Source organism: Mycobacterium sp. MMS18-G62 (genome assembly GCF_053877835.1).
In genome coordinates this window covers 2,517,036-2,533,185 of the sequence record NZ_CM132662.1, presented here as the reverse complement: position 1 = coordinate 2,533,185, position 16,150 = coordinate 2,517,036, and the positions used below count along the sequence as shown (strand labels likewise).

Below are 16,150 nucleotides of genomic sequence, written 5' to 3'. Positions count from 1 at the left end.
GGGGGACCTCATTTCTCGCGGCGTGTCGCGGCTGCAGAATGGGCGTCGTGCCGGATCTGCAGCAGACCGTCGACGCGGTGTGGCGGATGGAGGCCGCCAAGATCGTCGCGACGCTGACCCGCGCGGTCGGTGACGTCGGGATTGCCGAGGACCTCGCCCAGGAAGCGCTCGTCGACGCGCTCACGCAGTGGCCGCAAACGGGTGTGCCGCGCAATCCCGGCGCCTGGCTGACGACCGTCGCCAAGCGCAAGGCGATCGACCAGTGGCGGCGGCAGGAAAACCTCGACACCAAGTACGCCGCCATGGCGCGCGAGCTCGAAACCGAGGTTGACGATGCCTGGGATCCCGACCGCATCGACGACGACGTGCTCCGGCTGGTCTTCATCTCCACGCACCCGGTGGTCTCGCGGGAGGGGCAGATCGCGCTGACGCTGCGTGTGGTCGGCGGCCTGACCACCGAGGAGATCGCCCGCGCGTTCCTGGTGCCGACGGCGACGATCGCCGCGCGCATCACCCGCGCGAAGAAGACGCTCGCCGCCGCCAATGTGCCGTTCGAAGTGCCGGATCGCTCGGAATACCCGCAACGGCTGTCCGCCGTGCTGAGCGTGATCTACCTGATCTACAACGAGGGCTATTCGGCGTCGTTCGGACAGCGCTGGATTCGCGACGAGCTGTGCAGCGAGGCGCTGCGGCTCGGCCGCATACTGGCTGCGCTCGTGCCCGACGAACCCGAGGTGCACGGCCTCGTGGCGCTGATGGAGTTCCAGTCGTCGCGGTTCGCGGCGCGCACCGACGCCGAGGGCAGGCCCGTCCTGCTCGAGGATCAGAACCGCGCGAAATGGGATCGGGCCCAGATTCAGCGCGGGGTCGCGGCGCTGGAGCGCACCGCTAACGCCTTGCAGCGCAAGGGCATCGGCTGGGGGCCGTATGCGCTTCAGGCCGCGCTGGCCGAATGCCACGCAGTAGCACCGACCGCGGCCGACACCGACTGGCGGCGCATCGTGTCGCTGTACGACGGGCTGCTTCAGCTAGCACCGTCGCCGGTCGTCGAACTGAACCGGGCGGTCGCGGTGGCCATGTCTGACCCTTCGACGGGCCCCGCCTCGGCGTTGGAGATCGTCGACGGCATCAACGGTCTCGACGGTTCGTACCTGCTGCCGAGCGTGCGCGGTGAGCTGCTGTCGCGGCTCGGCCGGCGCACAGAAGCGGCCGATGAGTTCGAGCGCGCCGCGTCGATGACGGACAACGACCGGGAACGAGACGTTTTGGCCGACAAGGCCGCTCGCGCACGTGGTTAACATGGGCCGGGTGGACGCCGTGTTGTTCGACTACTCGGGCACGCTGTTCCGCCTCGAAGAGGACGACAGCTGGTTCGACGGCATCGAGGTCGACGAGCGTGAGGTCGACGGCCATGTCCAGGCCGAGCTGATGCGTCGCCTTACCGCGCCGACTGGCCGGTCCGTCAAGATGACGCCCGAAGCCCATCAGGCCTGGGTCAACCGCGACCTCGAGCCGCACCTGCATCGCGAGGCGTATCTGCACGTGCTGCGGCAGTCCGGGCTGGCCGACCATCACGCAGAGGCCCTGTACGAGCGGGTGATCGACCCGTCGTCGTGGACGCCGTATCCGGACACGGCCGCGGTTCTGAAGGGTCTGCACCGGCAGGGCATCAAGATCGCGGTGGTGTCCAACATCGCCTTCGACGTGCGGCCGGCGTTCGTGGCGCTCGGCGTCGCGGACTGCGTGGACGAGTTTGTGCTGTCGTTCGAGGTCGGCGCCATCAAGCCTGATGCCGCGATCTTCGAGACGGCGCTGACCCGGTTGGGCGCCGAGGCGGAGCAGACCGTCATGGTCGGAGATAGCGACGAAGCCGATGGCGGCGCCCGAAACGTCGGCTGTGGCTTCGTCCTGGTCGATCCGCTGCCGACATCCCAGCGGCCTGACGGTTTGCGCAGCGCACTCAGCGAGTACGGCGTGGCGGTATGACCCGCGCGCCCCGCTGGCTCAAACCCATCAACCGCGTGTACATGGTGCTGCTGCGCCGTGGCGTGCACTTCGGTGCCGAGCAGCCGGTGGTGTTGACTGCGCCGGGCCGCAAGTCGGGCAAGCCCCGTTCGACGCCGGTCACCCCGATGGAGGTCGACGGCCAGCGTTATGTGGTCGCCGTCTTCCCCAGCGCGGATTGGGTGGCCAACGTGCGTGCGGCTCAAGAGGCGACGCTGACCGACCGCGGGTCCATCGAACGCGTTGCGCTGGTGGAACTCCCACCGGAGGAGGCCCGTCCTGTGCTGCGGTTGTTCCCGGTGCAGGTGCCGGCGGGCGTTGGATTTCTGAAGAACTCCGGTCTGGTCGGCGACGGCACATCCGAGGAGCTGGAGGGGCTGGCAGGCGTGCTGCCCGTGTTTCGCGTCGACGCGGGCCTGAGTAGCGTTACGGGCATGTCCAACAGTGAGCGCATCCGACCGCCCTGGTGGTTGAAGTACGTCAACAAGGTGATGATCGCGCTGCAGCGGCGCGGCGTCAGCTTCGGCGCTGATGGTCCGGCAGTCCTGACCGTGCCGGGCCGCAAGACCGGCAAACTGCGGTCAACGCCGGTCACGCCGATGACGGTTGACGGCAAGCGATACATCGTCGGTGGGCTGCCCGGCTCCGATTGGGCGGCCAACGCCCGCGAAGCGAATGAAGCGACGCTACGGAAGGGCCGCCAGATCGAGGACGTCCAGCTGGTGGAGATCCCGGTGGACGAAGCCCGTCCGCTGCTGCGGGCTTTTCCCGTCAAGGTGCCGACGGGTGTGGGCTTCATGAAGAACGCCGGCCTGGTCACCGGAGCGAATCCCGACGAGTTCGAGGCGCTCGCCGGGCGCTGCCCGGTCTTCCGCCTGGATCCGGTAAAAGCATGAGCGACAACCCGTTTGACCCTTCGGCGTGGCAGGCGGTCGAGGGCTTCGAGCTGACCGACATCACCTACCACCGCCACGTCGTGGACGGCCAACCGCAGCCGACGGTGCGGATCGCGTTCGACCGGCCCGAGGTGCGCAACGCGTTTCGCCCGCACACGGTCGACGAGCTGTATCGGGTGATGGACCATGCGCGGATGTCCCCGGATGTCGGTGTGGTGCTGCTGACGGGTAACGGGCCGTCGCCGAAAGACGGTGGCTGGGCGTTCTGTTCGGGCGGTGATCAGCGCATCCGTGGGCGCAGCGGGTATCAGTACGCGGCAGGCGAAACGGCGGAGACAGTGGATCCCGCGCGGGCCGGGCGGCTGCATATCCTCGAGGTGCAGCGGCTGATCCGGTTCATGCCGAAGGTCGTCATCTGCCTGGTGAACGGCTGGGCGGCCGGCGGCGGGCACAGCCTTCATGTGACGTGTGATTTGACGTTGGCCAGCCGCGAGCACGCCCGGTTCAAGCAGACCGACGCCGATGTCGGCAGCTTCGACGGCGGCTATGGCAGTGCGTATTTGGCCAAGCAGGTCGGGCAGAAGTTCGCCCGCGAGATCTTCTTCCTCGGGAGGCCCTACACCGCCGAGCAGATGCACGCGATGGGCGCAGTCAACGAGGTCGTCGACCATGCGGATCTGGAGTCGGTCGGCCTGGAATGGGCGGCGGCCATCAACGGCAAGTCGCCGCAAGCGATTCGGATGCTCAAGTACGCGTTCAACCTGACCGACGACGGGCTGGTTGGCCAGCAGTTGTTCGCCGGTGAGGCAACGCGGTTGGCGTATATGACCGACGAGGCCGTCGAGGGCCGCGACGCGTTCCTGGAGAAACGCGACCCGGACTGGACGCCGTTCCCCCGCTACTTCTGACGATTGGCACGCCATGACATACATGGGCAAGCCCTATTACCCGCAGTGGTTGGACAACCTGGCCGACGACGTCACCATAGAAGCCGCGGCGATGGACGGCGCCGCGCACGGCCCGCAGGACGTCCGGGCAATCGTGGTCACCGCCAAGGAGCTGTATGAGAATCAGCAGTTCAGCTACGCGGGCCCGTTTGGCGACAACGACGGCTTCCTCGAGATCTACACCACTGAGGTTCGCGGCGTGCATATCAGCGTCAATGTCGTGGTTACTTTCAATGCCGCCGGCCAGACCCAGCACATCGTGGTGAATCACCGGCCACGCAGCGCGCTGCTGTTCTTCGCGCGAGTGTTGCTCGAGAAATTCGCAGGCACACCGCTGGCCAAACATTGGGAAAGCACGCCGTAAGTCATTCCGCGCGAGAACCTTTCGCGACGAAGGTGTCGCGGTTTTGCGTGATGAAATCTTCCAGGGTGACGGCAGGTCGTCCGGTCAGCCGCTCGATGTCGTCGGTGACCAGGTGGGTGTTGTGTTCGCGCAAGGCGACGCTTTGCGCCGATTGATGCGCGGCGACCGTCGTGTCGGACCGGCCTGCGGCCGCGGCGTTCGCGATCAGCTCGTCGCGCCAGTCTTCTGGTGTGAGTGCTTGATAGCGCACCCGGTGGCCGGTGGCTTCGCTGATGATCTTCGCGATGGCGGCGTGGCTGGCTCGTTCTGCTGCCCCGACCATGATGGTCCGGTCGGTGATCAACGTCTGGTCCGCCAGCAGCGCCGCGCCCATCGCCCCGACGTCGGACCCGGCGATCCACGAAGGCGCAAAGTCGCCGAACGAATTGCGGATCTCGCCGCGTTCACGGACCTGGCGACCGTACAAGGTCAGAAGGTTCTCCATGAAGAATGCCGCGACTCTCAAATGTGCCCCGCCGTATCCGGCCCACTCGAAGATTTTTTCGGCGACCCACTCGGCGCGGCCCTGCGGGCTCGGACTCTCGGGAAAGGCCGCGTCCAACGACAGATCCACGACGCGCTGTAAATCCCGCTCACGCCCCGCGGCCGCGAAAAGCCCTGCGGCTTCGGTCAGTCCGGCCCCGACCGGATAGCTGAAGTAGGCAGCCTCGACACCCTCCAGCGCGGCCAGCAGACTTGCGTAGTCGGTGAAGTCGCCGACTACCACTTCGATTCCCATGGCCTGCAACGCGTCTGACCGGTCATCGATTCGGCGGACGAGCGCTCTGACGGGCAGTCCCCGCTTCACAAGTTCGGTGCCCACATGAAGGCCGATGCGGCCTACGCGACCGGTCGCTCCGGTCACCAAGACGGGCCGCCCGGAGCCCAAGTCAGCGATCCCGTCCACGGCGTCACCTCTCGTCGATCCGCGCCTAACACTAACGGCGGGCCTCAGGGGCGGAACGCCGTCTGGCCGTGCGGAGATTTCGCGAACGCCAGCACCTTGTCCGGCGGCACGCGAAACACGTGTGCGGCTTGCTGATCTGGGTTGAACACCTCGTCGTCGTTGTCGAAGTCCCACGCATCGCCGTACTTCGCGCGGAACGCGTCGGCCAAGGCCTTGAGCGCATCGTGCCCAGCGATCCGTTCTGCTGACCCTTCGACGACGACGTCGAGTCTGTCTGCCCAAGCGTTGTTGCCGGTGGTGACCGCGACGGCCTTGCTGTGCTCGAGGTTGCGGAACTTCTGCTCGGTGGCCCCGGTACAGAACACGAACGCGTCATCGACCCAGACCCCGACCTGCGGCGTGACGTGCGGTCTGCCGTCTCCGCGGACGGTGGTGAGCCAGTAGAGCTCCGCTTCCGACAGAGCCTCGCTGACCTGCTGCCAATCGACGGGCTCGGTGGCCTGGCTGAAACGAGTGTCGAGTTTTCCAAAAATAGCCATACCAATACCGACCACGCGGCGGCGGAGAGCTCATCGAAAAGTAGGCCACCTAAACTCGCCACGTGAGTAAAAGTCCACTTCGCCGGCTGTCCGAGAGCCTGATGCTGGCCAGCATGCGGCCGGCGATGACCGAGCAGGCGCTGCGGCGGCGCCGCGATCCCGTCGACCTCGGCGGCAAGCGCATCCTGCTGACCGGCGCATCGTCGGGCATCGGGGAGGCCGCCGCGGAGAAATTCGCCCGGCGTGGCGCCAAGGTCGTCGTGGTCGCGCGCCGTCAGGAACTGCTCGACGGCGTCGTCGACCGGATCACACGCGCTGGCGGCGATGCCACGGCTCACGCCGTCGACCTGTCCGACCTCGACGCCGTCGACGAGCTGGTCACCAAGGTCGAACACGACATCGGCGGCGTCGACATTCTCGTCAACAACGCCGCCAGGTCGATCCGCCGCCCGCTCGCGGAGTCACTGGACCGCTGGCACGACGTCGAACGAACAATGTCGTTGAACTACTACTCGCCGCTGCGGCTGATCCGCGGCGTCGCTCCCGGCATGATCGAGCGCGGCGACGGCCACATCATCAACGTCTCCACGTGGGGCGTGCTCAGCGAATCGTCGCCGTTGTTCGCGGTGTACAACGCGTCCAAGGCGGCACTGTCGGCGGTCAGCCGCGTCATCGAAACCGAGTGGTCCGCGCAGGGTGTGCACTCGACCACCCTGTACTACCCGCTCGTCAAGACGCCGATGATCGAGCCGACGCGCGAATACGACGGCCTGCCCGGGCTGAGCGCCGGCGAGGCCGCCGATTGGATGATCACCGCGGCCAGGACCCGGCCCGTGCGCATCGCGCCGCGCATGGCCGTCACGGCACATGCGCTCAACAGTGTGGCGCCCAATGCCGTCGATGCAATCATGAAGCGGCAACGCGTGCAGCCCAACGCCTAGCCGAAAACCGTTATGCCGCAACCTGACATCGCCTCGATCGCCGACATCGTGCGTGTGCACGCGGTGAAGCGGCCCGACGCCGTTGCACTGGTGGTCGACGAGCGCACCATCACCTTCGCCGAACTCGACGCGCGATCCAGCCAAGCCGCGCAGGCGTTTCAGGCGGCGGGCGTAGGCGTCGGCGATCGGGTCGCGTTCGTCGAAAAGAACGGAGCCGAATTCTTCGAAGTCGTCTGCGGCCTCGCTAAATTAGGCGCCGTTGCGGTCCCTGTGAACTGGCGACTGGCCGCGCCGGAGATGCTGCACATCATCAAGGACGCACAGGCGAAGGTAGTCGTCGTCGGCTCGGAATTCTTCGGGCACATTGAGGCCATCGAAGACCACCTCGGCACCATCGTCGCTATCGGCATGCATGACCGCTGGCCCGAATTCGACGACTGGGTGGCAGGACAGCAAGTCGAAGATCCCGGTGTCGCAACCGGTTCCGACGATATCGCGTTCCTGATGTACACGTCGGGCACCACCGGCTCGCCCAAGGGCGTCATGCTGACCAACGACAACTACTTCAGCAAGGCCACCGGAATCGCCGACCAGTGGAGGTTTGACGCCGACAGCGTGAACCTCGCCGTGATGCCGATGTTCCATATGGCTGGCTCCGGATGGGCGTTGGTCGGCCTGTACGAGGGTTGCACCACCGTGGTGCAGCGCGATGTCGATCCGCCCGCGATCCTCAAGGCTGTTGCGCGACACGGCATTACCAACATGCTGCTGGTGCCTGCCGTGATCCATCGCCTGGTCAGTACTCCGGGCGTCGAGGACACCGATTTCTCGAGCGTGCGCGCAATCGTTTACGGCGCGTCCCCCATCACCGACGACGTCCTCGTGAAGGGTCTCAAGCAGTTCGGTTGCGAGTTCCTCCAGGTGTACGGCTTGACCGAAACCACCGGTTCCATAACACAACTCGACGATCACGACCCCGTGCACCGGCCCCAGCTGCTGCGCTCGTGCGGCAAGCCCTACCCCTGGGTCCAGGTGCGGATTGTCGACAAGGACGGCGCCGATGTTCCGATCGGCACGGTCGGCGAGCTGTGGACCCGATCGCCTCAGAACATGCGCGGCTATTGGAACAATCCCGAGGCGACGACCGGGACTGTCACACCCGACGGGTGGCTGAAGACTGGCGACGCCGCCTACCTCGACGGCGACGGCTATATCTACCTTCACGACCGGTTGAAGGACATCATCGTGTCGGGCGGCGAGAATGTGTCGCCTGCCGAGGTGGAGAACGTGCTGATGACGCATCCCGGGGTCGGCGACGTGGCCGTCATCGGCGTGCCGGACGAGAAGTGGGGCGAGGCGGTCAAGGCGGTCGTTGTGCCCGCGGCCGGCACGTCGCCGAGCGAAGCCGAGCTGATCGCCTATGCCCGCGAGCGGCTCGGTGGTTTCAAGCTGCCCAAATCGGTCGACTTCGCCGGAGTGCTGCCCCGGACCCCGAGCGGCAAGCTACTCAAGCGCACGCTGCGCGAACCCTACTGGGAGGGTGTGGCGCGCCGGATCGGCTGACCCGACGTGATAGACAGGGATTCATGGAGATCCTGGCCAGCCGGATGCTCCTGCGGCCGGCCGATTACCAGCGCTCGTTGCGGTTCTATCGCGACGAACTCGGGCTGGCGATCGCCCGCGACTACGGCGCAGGCACCGTGTTCTACGCGGGACAGTCACTGATCGAGCTCGCCGACCACGGCACGCCGAGCGCGGGCGGCACGATGTGGCTGCAAGTGCGTGACGTCTACGCCGCCGAGAACGAGCTAGAAGGCCGCGGCGTCGAAATCGCGAGGGAAGCAAAGCAAGAACCGTGGGGGCTGCACGAGATGCACGTGACAGACCCGGACGGTGTGCTTCTGATCTTCGTTCAGGTACCGGAGGACCATCCGCTTCGCCGCGACACCAGACGCTGAACGGCCCCCGGCCGATAGCCGAGGGCCGCCGTTGTGACTAGTTCAGCGAGCGGGCGCCGCCAGGGGCCAACCAACAGAGGCCAGCCGTGCGGCGACCTGATGGATCTCTTCGGGATTCGGTTCCTTCTCGATCACCGCGTGAACGGCCTTGCGGATCTCGTCCTCCGTCACGGTGTCCGAATCGGTCGACTTGAGGATCGACTGGGCCGCCTGGACGACCTCTTCCTCAGTCAGCGACCGCTTCAGCAGCGCGAGCAGCGGAAAGTAGTCCTTCGGCGGGACGCCTTCCGGGTAGCCGTCGTGCAGCCACCCCAGCACGTTGTCCAACACACTCTGATTCTGCATCATATGTTTTCAGCTCCACTACTTAGGCATGAAGGGGAAAAGGTCGACACCGAAGTGGTGGATGATCGTCGTCCTGGTGATCCAGAAGATCGCCGTCACGATCACCCAGCCGACGAACGCGAACAACAGGATGCCCAGATACTTCAGCATCGGGTTAGAGGCGTGCACGGTGCCGTCGGCTTCGGTCGCTCCTGCACCGTTGGAGTAGGACACCAAACCCGCCGCGAAGATCGCGGGCAGGCCTGCCCCGAGGGCCAGTCCCACCACGAGCACCTTCAAAAGCGCTTCTACGTAATGCATTTCGAATCCTTTACTAGTCGCGGCTGGTCTTCTCAGACCGTCGCCGTGTCCTTGGGCTTGGCGGACTCACGAACCTCGGCGGGAACGACGGAGTTGGTCGACTCGTCCCAATCGGCGTTGACGTTCTTGTGGTCGACCTTCTGCTGCTGGGCACGCCACCACATGTAGCCGGACAGGGCGACCAGCACGAGGAAGATTAGGCCGTCACCCGCCAGCGCAGAATCGGTAAGCGACTTGACCGCGTCGGAAAGCCAGAACGACAGCGCGCCAACGACTCCCGCGGCGGGCAGGGTCAACAGCCACGCCACCGCCATGCGACCCGCCACTGCCCAGCGCACCTCCGCCCCGGGCTTGCCGACACCGCTGCCGAGGATCGAGCCGGTAGCGACGTGCGTGGTGGACAGCGCCATGCCCGCGGCGCTGGAGCTCAAGATGATCGCGGCCGACGACGCCTCTGCAGCGAAGCCCTGCGGCGACTCGATCTCGACGAGGCCCTTGCCGAGCGTGCGGATGACACGCCAGCCACCGATGTAGGTGCCGAGGCCGATCGCCAGCGCGCAGCTGAAGATGATCCAGAACGGCAGGCCGTCCTTCTTCACGTCACCGGTCAGGTGGCCGGTGGTGATCAGCGCGAGCGCGATGACGCCCATCGTCTTCTGGGCGTCGTTGGTGCCGTGTGAGAGTGCGACCAGCGACGCTGTCGCGATCTGGCCCCAGCGGAAGCCCTCTTCCCGGCGCTTCTCCATCACCTTGCGGGTGATCCGGTACACCAGCCAGGTTCCGCATGCGGCAACGACTCCCGCGATGATGGGCGCGGCGACCGCGGGGATCAGCACCTTCTGCGTCACGCCGGTCCAGTTGACGCCCGCGGAGCCGAGCGCAGCGAGCCCGGCGCCGATCAGCCCGCCGAAGAGCGCGTGCGACGAGCTTGACGGGATGCCGAACAGCCATGTCAGCAGGTTCCAGAGGATGCCACCGATGAGGCCGGCGAAGATGATCGTGAGTCCAGTTGACGCGTCGATCGACGGAAGCAGGTGACCGGTCTTGCTGTCCTGCACCTTGAGGACCGACGTGGTCACGGTGACGGCAACTTCGACAGAGAGGAAAGCGCCCACCAAGTTCAAGACGCCGGCCAGCAGCACGGCCGTCTTCGGCTTGAGTGCACCGGTGGCGATGGAGGTCGCCATCGCGTTTCCGGTGTCGTGGAATCCGTTGGTGAAGTCGAATGCCAGTGCCGTTGCTATCAACAGCACGAGAATGATCATCTCTGCGCTCATGGGTGCTAATTCTGGGGGCAGGACGGCAAATTTGACCAGCGGCTAGCTACCCTAAGCGGAGGCTCTCACCAGGTACTTTGCCTCTTCCGGCGAGGTGTTCATGCACTGTTCACCTCGCGGTCCGAGAGCGTTTGTCTGCGTCGTCGAGTTGACGGGGCACTACCATCGATCTGTCCAGCGAGCCGAGGCGCGCGCCTCCGTGGGGAGTTGACACTGTGACGAAATTTCTCGCCAAGATCGTGGCATGGATCACCGCGGGGTATCCCGAAGGTGTGCCAGGCCCTGACCGTGTGCCGCTGCTCGCGCTACTGAAACGACGGCTCAGCGACGACGAAGTGGCGGCCGTCGTACGGGAACTGTTGGCGCGCGGCGAATTCGACCACGTCGACATCGGGGTGCTGATCACCCAGATCACCGACGAACTTCCGCAGCCCGAAGACATCGAGCGGGTGCGCGCACGACTGGCCACCCAAGGATGGCCGCTCGACGACCCGCGCGACAGCGAGGAGGCCGAATAGCCGTCCTTCGCGCCGTCGCCGTCCCGTCCGGAGCTTCGGCGCTGTCGGTTATGCCCGCGGTGGAAGACGCGCTGACCGGGCGTCTTTCGATGCTTCCCGTCCCTGCGGACGATGACCGGCAAAGCGCCTTGCTGACAACATCTTTGCGCGCCGGATCGGATATCGACGACGACGTCGCGGTGGTCGTCTCGACGTCGGGCACTACCGGTGTGCCCAAGGGCGCGATGCTGACGGCGGCTGCATTGACCGCCAGCGCCTCCGCCACGCACACCCGACTGGGCGGTCCAGGCCGCTGGCTGCTCGCGCTTCCCGCCTATCACGTCGCGGGCCTTCAAGTGCTGGTGCGCAGCGTCGTGGCGGGAACTGATCCCGTGGCGTGCTTCGACGTCGCCGAATTGCCCTCGGCCGTTTCGCAGTTGGGGGCCGGGCGCCGGTACGCGTCTTTGGTGGCGGCGCAGCTGGACAAGGCGTTGGCCGATCCTGCCGCCACGTCGGCGTTGGCTTCGCTGGACGCGGTGCTGATCGGCGGTGGGCCGATGCCCGCCGCCGTCGCCGAAAGAGCCTCGGCGGCAGGCATTCCCGTGGTACGCACCTACGGCATGAGTGAGACCGCCGGTGGCTGTGTGTACGACGGCGTTCCCCTCGGCGGGGTGCGGGTGCGCATCGACGACGGCCGGGTGGTGCTCGGCGGCGCGACGCTGGCGAAGGGCTATCGCAATCCCGTCGATCCTGATCCGTTCGCCGAACTGGGCTGGTTCCGCACCGACGACATTGGCACAGTTGACGATTCAGGTGTGCTGACGGTACTGGGGCGAGTGGACGACGCGATCAGTACTGGCGGGTTGACGGTGTTGCCGCAATTGGTGGAGGCGGCGCTGGCGACGCATGACGCGGTTGCCGACTGTGCGGTGTTCGGCGTGGCCGACGAACGGCTGGGGCAGCGAGTGGTCGCCGCGATCGTCGTCGCGCAGGGGTTTCCTGCACCGACGTTGGCGGACCTGCGTTCGCACGTCGCGTCCTCCTTGTCGTCAACGGCCGCGCCGCGCGAAATTCATGTTGTCGACGAGCTGCCCCGCCGCGGGATCGGCAAGGTAGACCGGCGGGAGTTGGCCGCGCGCTTCGGTTAGGCCGATCGCTCGCAATCTCCACGCGATCTCCACACAATCTCCAAGCTTGCCGCCCCGCTGACCAGCCAAGATTCAGCCATGAAAAACATCGTCATCACATCACTGACCGCAGGTGCGCTTGCCGCAGCAGCCTTGAGCATGGCAGGTGCGGCCGCAGCGTTTCCGAACGCCGGGACGGCGGCCGACGTCGTCAGCGGCCTCAAGGATGAGGGCTACAACGTGCAGGTCAACGGGATCGTCGCCGTTCCGCTGTCGACATGCGCTGTCACCGGCATCCACCCCACCCTGTCCTCCAATGCCACGCTCGAGGAAAAGCAGCACACCATGGTCTTCGTCGACGTCTCCTGCCCGTCGCACGACTGATCTCCGGCCCGCGAAGGCACGAGGGATGATGTAGCAATGCGCCGCGAAGTAAACACCGTCGAAGAGCTCCGCGCGATCGTCGGGCAACCCGACAAGTACGTCGCGAACAAGGTGAAGGACCGTCTGTCAGACATCCACGTGAAGTGGCTGGCGCATTCGCCGCTTGGTTTCGTCGCGACGACCGACGCGCGCGGACGCGTCGACGTCTCGCCGAAGGGCGACCCTCCCGGCTTCGTGCACGTGATCGACGACACCACCATCGCGATCCCTGAGCGGCCGGGTAACAAGCGCGTCGACGGTTACCTCAACGTGCTGCAGCAGCCGCACGTCGGCACGCTGTTCCTCATCCCCGGCCGCGGGGATACGTTGCGGATCAACGGAACCGCGCGGCTCCTCGCGGACGCCGACTATTTCGACGCGATGGCCGTCCAGAACAAGCGGCCGATTCTGGCGCTCGAGGTCGACATCGAAGAGGTGTTCTTTCACTGCGCCAAGGCATTTCTGCGGTCGGACGCCTGGGATCCGTCGACCTGGAATCCGACCGCCGTGCCGAGCGTGGCGCGGATCGCCAAGGCGATCCGGTACGACTGGACGCAAGCCGAACTCGAGGAGCGCTACAGCGAAGAAAACGTGCGCAAGGTGCTCTACTGAAGTACTAGCGCTTGGCCTCGCGCCACGATCGCTCGAACGGCAACCGCCACGCATTCGGCGCGACCAGCTGGTGGATGGCGTTCGGGCCCCACGTGCCGGGCTGGTACATCTTGACCGGCGGCGGGTCGCTCAAGAGCTCTTCCGAACGCTCCCATAGGGATTCGATTCCCTCGGCGGTGGTGAACAAGGTGTGGTCGCCGCGCATCACGTCGAGGATCAGCCGTTCATAGGCTTCGAGGACGTCGACGGAGGAGTCGATCTCCTGCAGCGAAAACTGCATCGACAGTTTGTCCAGTTTCATACCTGGCCCCGGCCGCTTCCCGTAAAACGACAACGAAACCCTCGACGCGTCCGCCAGATCGAACGTCAGATGGTCCGGTCCCTGAGCGCCGACGCCCGAGCCGGCGGCGAACATCGTGCGTGGTGCCTCCTTGAACGCGATGGAGATGATCCGCATCCCCTCCGCCATGCGCTTGCCGGTACGCAGATAGATCGGAACGCCCGCCCAACGCCAGTTGTCGATGCCGACCTTCAACGCGATGAACGTCTCGGTGTCGGAATCCTTTGCGACGCCCTCTTCTGTGCGGTAGCCGGCGTATTGGCCGCGCACGACATTCGCCGGATCGACGGGCAGCATGGACCTGAACACCTTGTTCTTCTCTTCGCTGATGGCGCGTGGCTCCAGCGCTGTCGGCGGTTCCATCACCACGAACGCCATCACCTGGAAGAGATGGGTGACGACCATGTCCTTGTAGGCGCCGGTGCTTTCGTAGAAGTTGGCCCGCTGATCCAGTCCGAGCATCTCCGGGATGTCGATCTGGATGTGATCGATGAAGTTGCGGTTCCAGATCGGTTCGAACAGACCGTTGGCGAAGCGAAACGCCAAGATGTTGAGGGCGGCCTCCTTGCCGAGAAAGTGATCGATCCGAAAGACCTGCGATTCGTCGAACGTCTCGTGCACGAAGTCGTTGAGCTCCACCGCGCTGGCCAGATCGGTGCCGAACGGTTTCTCCATCACCACACGCGAGCGCTCCACGAGCTTCGCGTCGCGCAACGTCGTGATGACGGCACGAGCGGCCTTGGGTGGCACGGACAGATAGTGCAGCCGACGGACATCGGACCCGAGCTTGTCCTCGGCTTGCTCGACGGCGCCGGCGAGCGCCTCAGGGCCCGCACTCTGCGGGACGTATGTCAGTGTGCTCGCAAAGCTCCTCCACTGTTCGTCCGTGAGTTCGTGGTTACCGAACTCGTCGATAGCTGCCTTCGCCAACGCGCGGAACTCGTCTTCGGTCAGGTCCTCCAGCGAGGTTGCGACGACCTGAATGTGGGCAGCCAATTCGGACTGATCCAAATAAGCCAGGCCCGGGATCAGCTTGCGTTTGGCCAGGTCGCCGGTCGCGCCGAACAAGACGATGACATGCGGATCGACAGGGCTGTCGTCGTAGCGGTGCGGCCGGGCACCCGGCGCGGGATAGGCGATCGTCGGCTTGTTTGCGGCCACCTACCGCATACTTCCACCGCGGCGTGCCCGGCGCACGCACTATGCGTTCGCTCCCCGATCGGCGGAGAGTGCGGCCTTCACCTGACGGGTGACGTCGTCGGCGAGGACCTCGACGAGCCCGTTCTCGACACCGTCGAGAGCCAAGGACGCCACGGTGGCGGGGTCGATTTTCGGCGCGTCGAGGTCAGCGACCATGTCGGTGTCCATGTATCCGACGTGCAGCGCGGTCACGCCCACACCGTGCGGCGCCAATTCCTCACGCACCGCGTCGGTTTGGCTCCACAGCGCGGCCTTGGCGGCCGAATACGCGCCCGCTCTCGCAGGATGGAACCACGACAGCACGGACAAGACGTTGAGAACTGCGCCCGGTGCGTTGGCGATCAGGTGCGGGGCGAGCGCGCGGGTGACCGAAAGCGTTCCGAAGTAGTGCGTTTCCATTTGGGCACGGATGTCGTCGAGCGGGCCGGTGAGAAGGCCATTGAAGCTGGGGATTCCGGCGTTGTTGACCAAGAGCGTGGTGTCGTTGGCTATCGCCGCGGCGGCATCGACGGATGCGGGGTCGGTGATGTCGATCCGCACCGGTATGACGCCCTCGACGGTGACCGCTTCGGGGTTGCGAACGCCCGCGTAGACCTTCGCGGCGCCGCGTGCGACCAATTGTTCCGCGAGGTGGCGGCCAAGTCCGCGGTTGGCGCCGGTGACAAAAGCTACTGATCCTTCGATGCGCATGGTGTCTCCTTCGTAGTTCTGGACCATTCAGTCAAGAACCACGACACATGGCGCCGCCGATCTATTCCTAGCCGCGCGGAATCAGCGCGATCATCTCCTCGGCGGCAGCCTTGAGCTGCGCGGGTTTCCCGCCGCCCTTGTGCAGCGCCTCAAGGCCGCGCATGAATGCCAGCAGTGTGGTGGCGAGCGCTTGAGGGTTGCGCCTGGCGTCGATGTCGCCGTCGCGTTGCGCGGCCTTGATGCAATCGGCGAGCTCGGCGCGCCAGACGGTGTACGCCTGCTCGACGGCACGCTCGACAGCGTCGTCGGTGGCGCTCAGTTCGGCGGCGCTCTTGGCCATCATGCAGCCACGCAGGGTCGTGTCTGCGGCAACGGTCCTGGCCTGCGCGCGGATGTGCCGAGTGAGCCGATCCATTGCGCTGTACCCGGGATCGCGTAGCCGCATGCGGATGGTCTGAACCGCGGTGGCGATGTAGTCGTCGAGGGCACGCAGGAACAAGGCGTGCTTGTCGCCGAAGGCACCGTAGAGGCTGCCCTTGCCGAGGCCCGTCGCCGCGGTCAGGTCGTCGACGGACGTGGCCGCGTATCCGCGTGACCAGAACTCGTCGCGTGCGGCGGCGACGACCTCGGATTCGTCGAAACTGCGAGGGCGGGGCATATCTCCACGCTACGCGGTTATGGAACGAGCGGTCCGGATCTGCCGTCACGGAATTGTCAGCCGGGCACGCTTCATCGGGCAATAGG

Annotated in this window: 20 protein-coding genes and 1 pseudogene; 13 read left to right on the top strand and 8 right to left on the bottom strand. The window is 65.7% G+C overall.

Translation table 11 applies throughout. The features are described 5' to 3' along the window. Nucleotides 1-38: 38 nt before the first annotated feature. The 6 genes and pseudogenes from ACWW36_RS12740 (at nt 39) to ACWW36_RS12715 (ending at nt 4,211) form a co-directional block, all read left to right on the top strand. Nucleotides 39-1,298: an RNA polymerase sigma factor gene (locus ACWW36_RS12740; protein ID WP_456141881.1), complete on the top strand. Its 1,260-nt coding sequence runs from the start codon at nt 39-41 to the stop codon at nt 1,296-1,298. A 1-nt stretch (nt 1,299) separates the two neighbouring features. Continuing rightward, entirely contained in the window at nt 1,300-1,986 is a 687-nt protein-coding gene (locus ACWW36_RS12735; RefSeq protein WP_456141880.1) for an HAD family hydrolase, read from the top strand. Beyond that, nucleotides 1,983-2,414, top strand: a pseudogene (locus ACWW36_RS12730) (nitroreductase family deazaflavin-dependent oxidoreductase); the annotation flags it as partial. The gene ACWW36_RS12735 and the pseudogene ACWW36_RS12730, both read left to right, overlap by 4 nt. Nucleotides 2,415-2,438: 24 nt before the next feature. Next, nucleotides 2,439-2,900: a nitroreductase/quinone reductase family protein gene (locus tag ACWW36_RS12725; protein ID WP_456142469.1), complete on the top strand. Its 462-nt coding sequence runs from the start codon at nt 2,439-2,441 to the stop codon at nt 2,898-2,900. Next, entirely contained in the window at nt 2,897-3,808 is a 912-nt protein-coding gene (locus ACWW36_RS12720) for a 1,4-dihydroxy-2-naphthoyl-CoA synthase (RefSeq protein ID WP_456141879.1), read from the top strand. The genes ACWW36_RS12725 and ACWW36_RS12720 overlap by 4 nt, the downstream gene beginning before the upstream one ends. Nucleotides 3,809-3,821: 13 nt before the next feature. Then, nucleotides 3,822-4,211 (top strand): hypothetical protein, encoded by a 390-nt coding sequence (locus ACWW36_RS12715; RefSeq protein WP_456141878.1) that lies wholly within the window; start codon nt 3,822-3,824, stop codon nt 4,209-4,211. Between the two features lies 1 nt (nt 4,212). On the opposite strand, the gene ACWW36_RS12710 is transcribed toward ACWW36_RS12715, so the two are convergent. Further along, entirely contained in the window at nt 4,213-5,157 is a 945-nt protein-coding gene (locus ACWW36_RS12710; RefSeq protein WP_456141877.1) for an NmrA family NAD(P)-binding protein, read from the bottom strand. Nucleotides 5,158-5,201: 44 nt separating this feature from the next. Continuing rightward, nucleotides 5,202-5,696, bottom strand: coding sequence for a pyridoxamine 5'-phosphate oxidase family protein (locus ACWW36_RS12705; protein WP_456141876.1), 495 nt, complete (start codon nt 5,694-5,696; stop codon nt 5,202-5,204). A gap of 62 nt (nt 5,697-5,758) precedes the next feature. Here ACWW36_RS12705 and ACWW36_RS12700 point away from each other — a divergent pair, with 62 nt between their 5' ends. Genes ACWW36_RS12700 through ACWW36_RS12690 form a run of 3 tightly spaced genes read left to right on the top strand, consistent with a single transcriptional unit; the run spans nt 5,759 to nt 8,595 of the window. Next, a complete protein-coding gene (locus ACWW36_RS12700; protein WP_456141875.1) occupies nt 5,759-6,637 on the top strand; it encodes an SDR family oxidoreductase in 879 nt (292 codons plus the stop codon). Nucleotides 6,638-6,649: 12 nt separating this feature from the next. Next, nucleotides 6,650-8,200 carry a long-chain-fatty-acid--CoA ligase gene (locus tag ACWW36_RS12695; RefSeq protein ID WP_456141874.1) on the top strand — a complete coding sequence of 517 codons (1,551 nt, stop codon included), beginning with the start codon at nt 6,650-6,652 and terminating at the stop codon, nt 8,198-8,200. A 23-nt stretch (nt 8,201-8,223) separates the two neighbouring features. Further along, a complete protein-coding gene (locus tag ACWW36_RS12690) occupies nt 8,224-8,595 on the top strand; it encodes a VOC family protein (protein WP_456141873.1) in 372 nt (123 codons plus the stop codon). Nucleotides 8,596-8,637: 42 nt separating this feature from the next. On the opposite strand, the gene ACWW36_RS12685 is transcribed toward ACWW36_RS12690, so the two are convergent. Genes ACWW36_RS12685 through ACWW36_RS12675 form a run of 3 tightly spaced genes read right to left on the bottom strand, consistent with a single transcriptional unit; the run spans nt 8,638 to nt 10,517 of the window. Beyond that, nucleotides 8,638-8,943, bottom strand: a complete 306-nt coding sequence (locus ACWW36_RS12685; protein ID WP_456141872.1) for a DUF3349 domain-containing protein — start codon at nt 8,941-8,943, stop codon at nt 8,638-8,640. A 15-nt stretch (nt 8,944-8,958) separates the two neighbouring features. After that, nucleotides 8,959-9,240 carry a hypothetical protein gene (locus ACWW36_RS12680; protein WP_456141871.1) on the bottom strand — a complete coding sequence of 94 codons (282 nt, stop codon included), beginning with the start codon at nt 9,238-9,240 and terminating at the stop codon, nt 8,959-8,961. 32 nt (nt 9,241-9,272) lie between these two features. After that, entirely contained in the window at nt 9,273-10,517 is a 1,245-nt protein-coding gene (locus tag ACWW36_RS12675) for an anion permease (RefSeq protein ID WP_456141870.1), read from the bottom strand. Nucleotides 10,518-10,732: 215 nt separating this feature from the next. On the opposite strand from ACWW36_RS12675, the gene ACWW36_RS12670 reads away from it, so the two are divergent. The 4 genes from ACWW36_RS12670 to ACWW36_RS12655 all read left to right on the top strand — a co-directional run bounded on the left by ACWW36_RS12670 (nt 10,733) and on the right by ACWW36_RS12655 (nt 13,176). Beyond that, nucleotides 10,733-11,035 (top strand): DUF3349 domain-containing protein, encoded by a 303-nt coding sequence (locus tag ACWW36_RS12670; protein WP_456141869.1) that lies wholly within the window; start codon nt 10,733-10,735, stop codon nt 11,033-11,035. Between the two features lie 50 nt (nt 11,036-11,085). Beyond that, complete coding sequence (gene menE / locus ACWW36_RS12665) at nt 11,086-12,162, top strand: o-succinylbenzoate--CoA ligase (RefSeq protein ID WP_456141868.1); 1,077 nt, start codon at nt 11,086-11,088, stop codon at nt 12,160-12,162. 78 nt (nt 12,163-12,240) lie between these two features. Then, a complete protein-coding gene (locus ACWW36_RS12660) occupies nt 12,241-12,525 on the top strand; it encodes a hypothetical protein (protein WP_456141867.1) in 285 nt (94 codons plus the stop codon). 36 nt (nt 12,526-12,561) lie between these two features. Then, complete coding sequence (locus ACWW36_RS12655; protein WP_456141866.1) at nt 12,562-13,176, top strand: pyridoxamine 5'-phosphate oxidase family protein; 615 nt, start codon at nt 12,562-12,564, stop codon at nt 13,174-13,176. A 4-nt stretch (nt 13,177-13,180) separates the two neighbouring features. Here ACWW36_RS12655 and zwf read toward each other — a convergent pair whose 3' ends face one another. From zwf to ACWW36_RS12640, 3 genes are all read right to left on the bottom strand, one after another. Further along, nucleotides 13,181-14,677: a glucose-6-phosphate dehydrogenase gene (zwf, locus tag ACWW36_RS12650; protein WP_456141865.1), complete on the bottom strand. Its 1,497-nt coding sequence runs from the start codon at nt 14,675-14,677 to the stop codon at nt 13,181-13,183. A gap of 39 nt (nt 14,678-14,716) precedes the next feature. Next, a complete protein-coding gene (locus ACWW36_RS12645; RefSeq protein WP_456141864.1) occupies nt 14,717-15,406 on the bottom strand; it encodes an SDR family oxidoreductase in 690 nt (229 codons plus the stop codon). 67 nt (nt 15,407-15,473) lie between these two features. Then, entirely contained in the window at nt 15,474-16,064 is a 591-nt protein-coding gene (locus ACWW36_RS12640; RefSeq protein WP_456141863.1) for a TetR/AcrR family transcriptional regulator, read from the bottom strand. Nucleotides 16,065-16,150 lie beyond the last annotated feature (86 nt).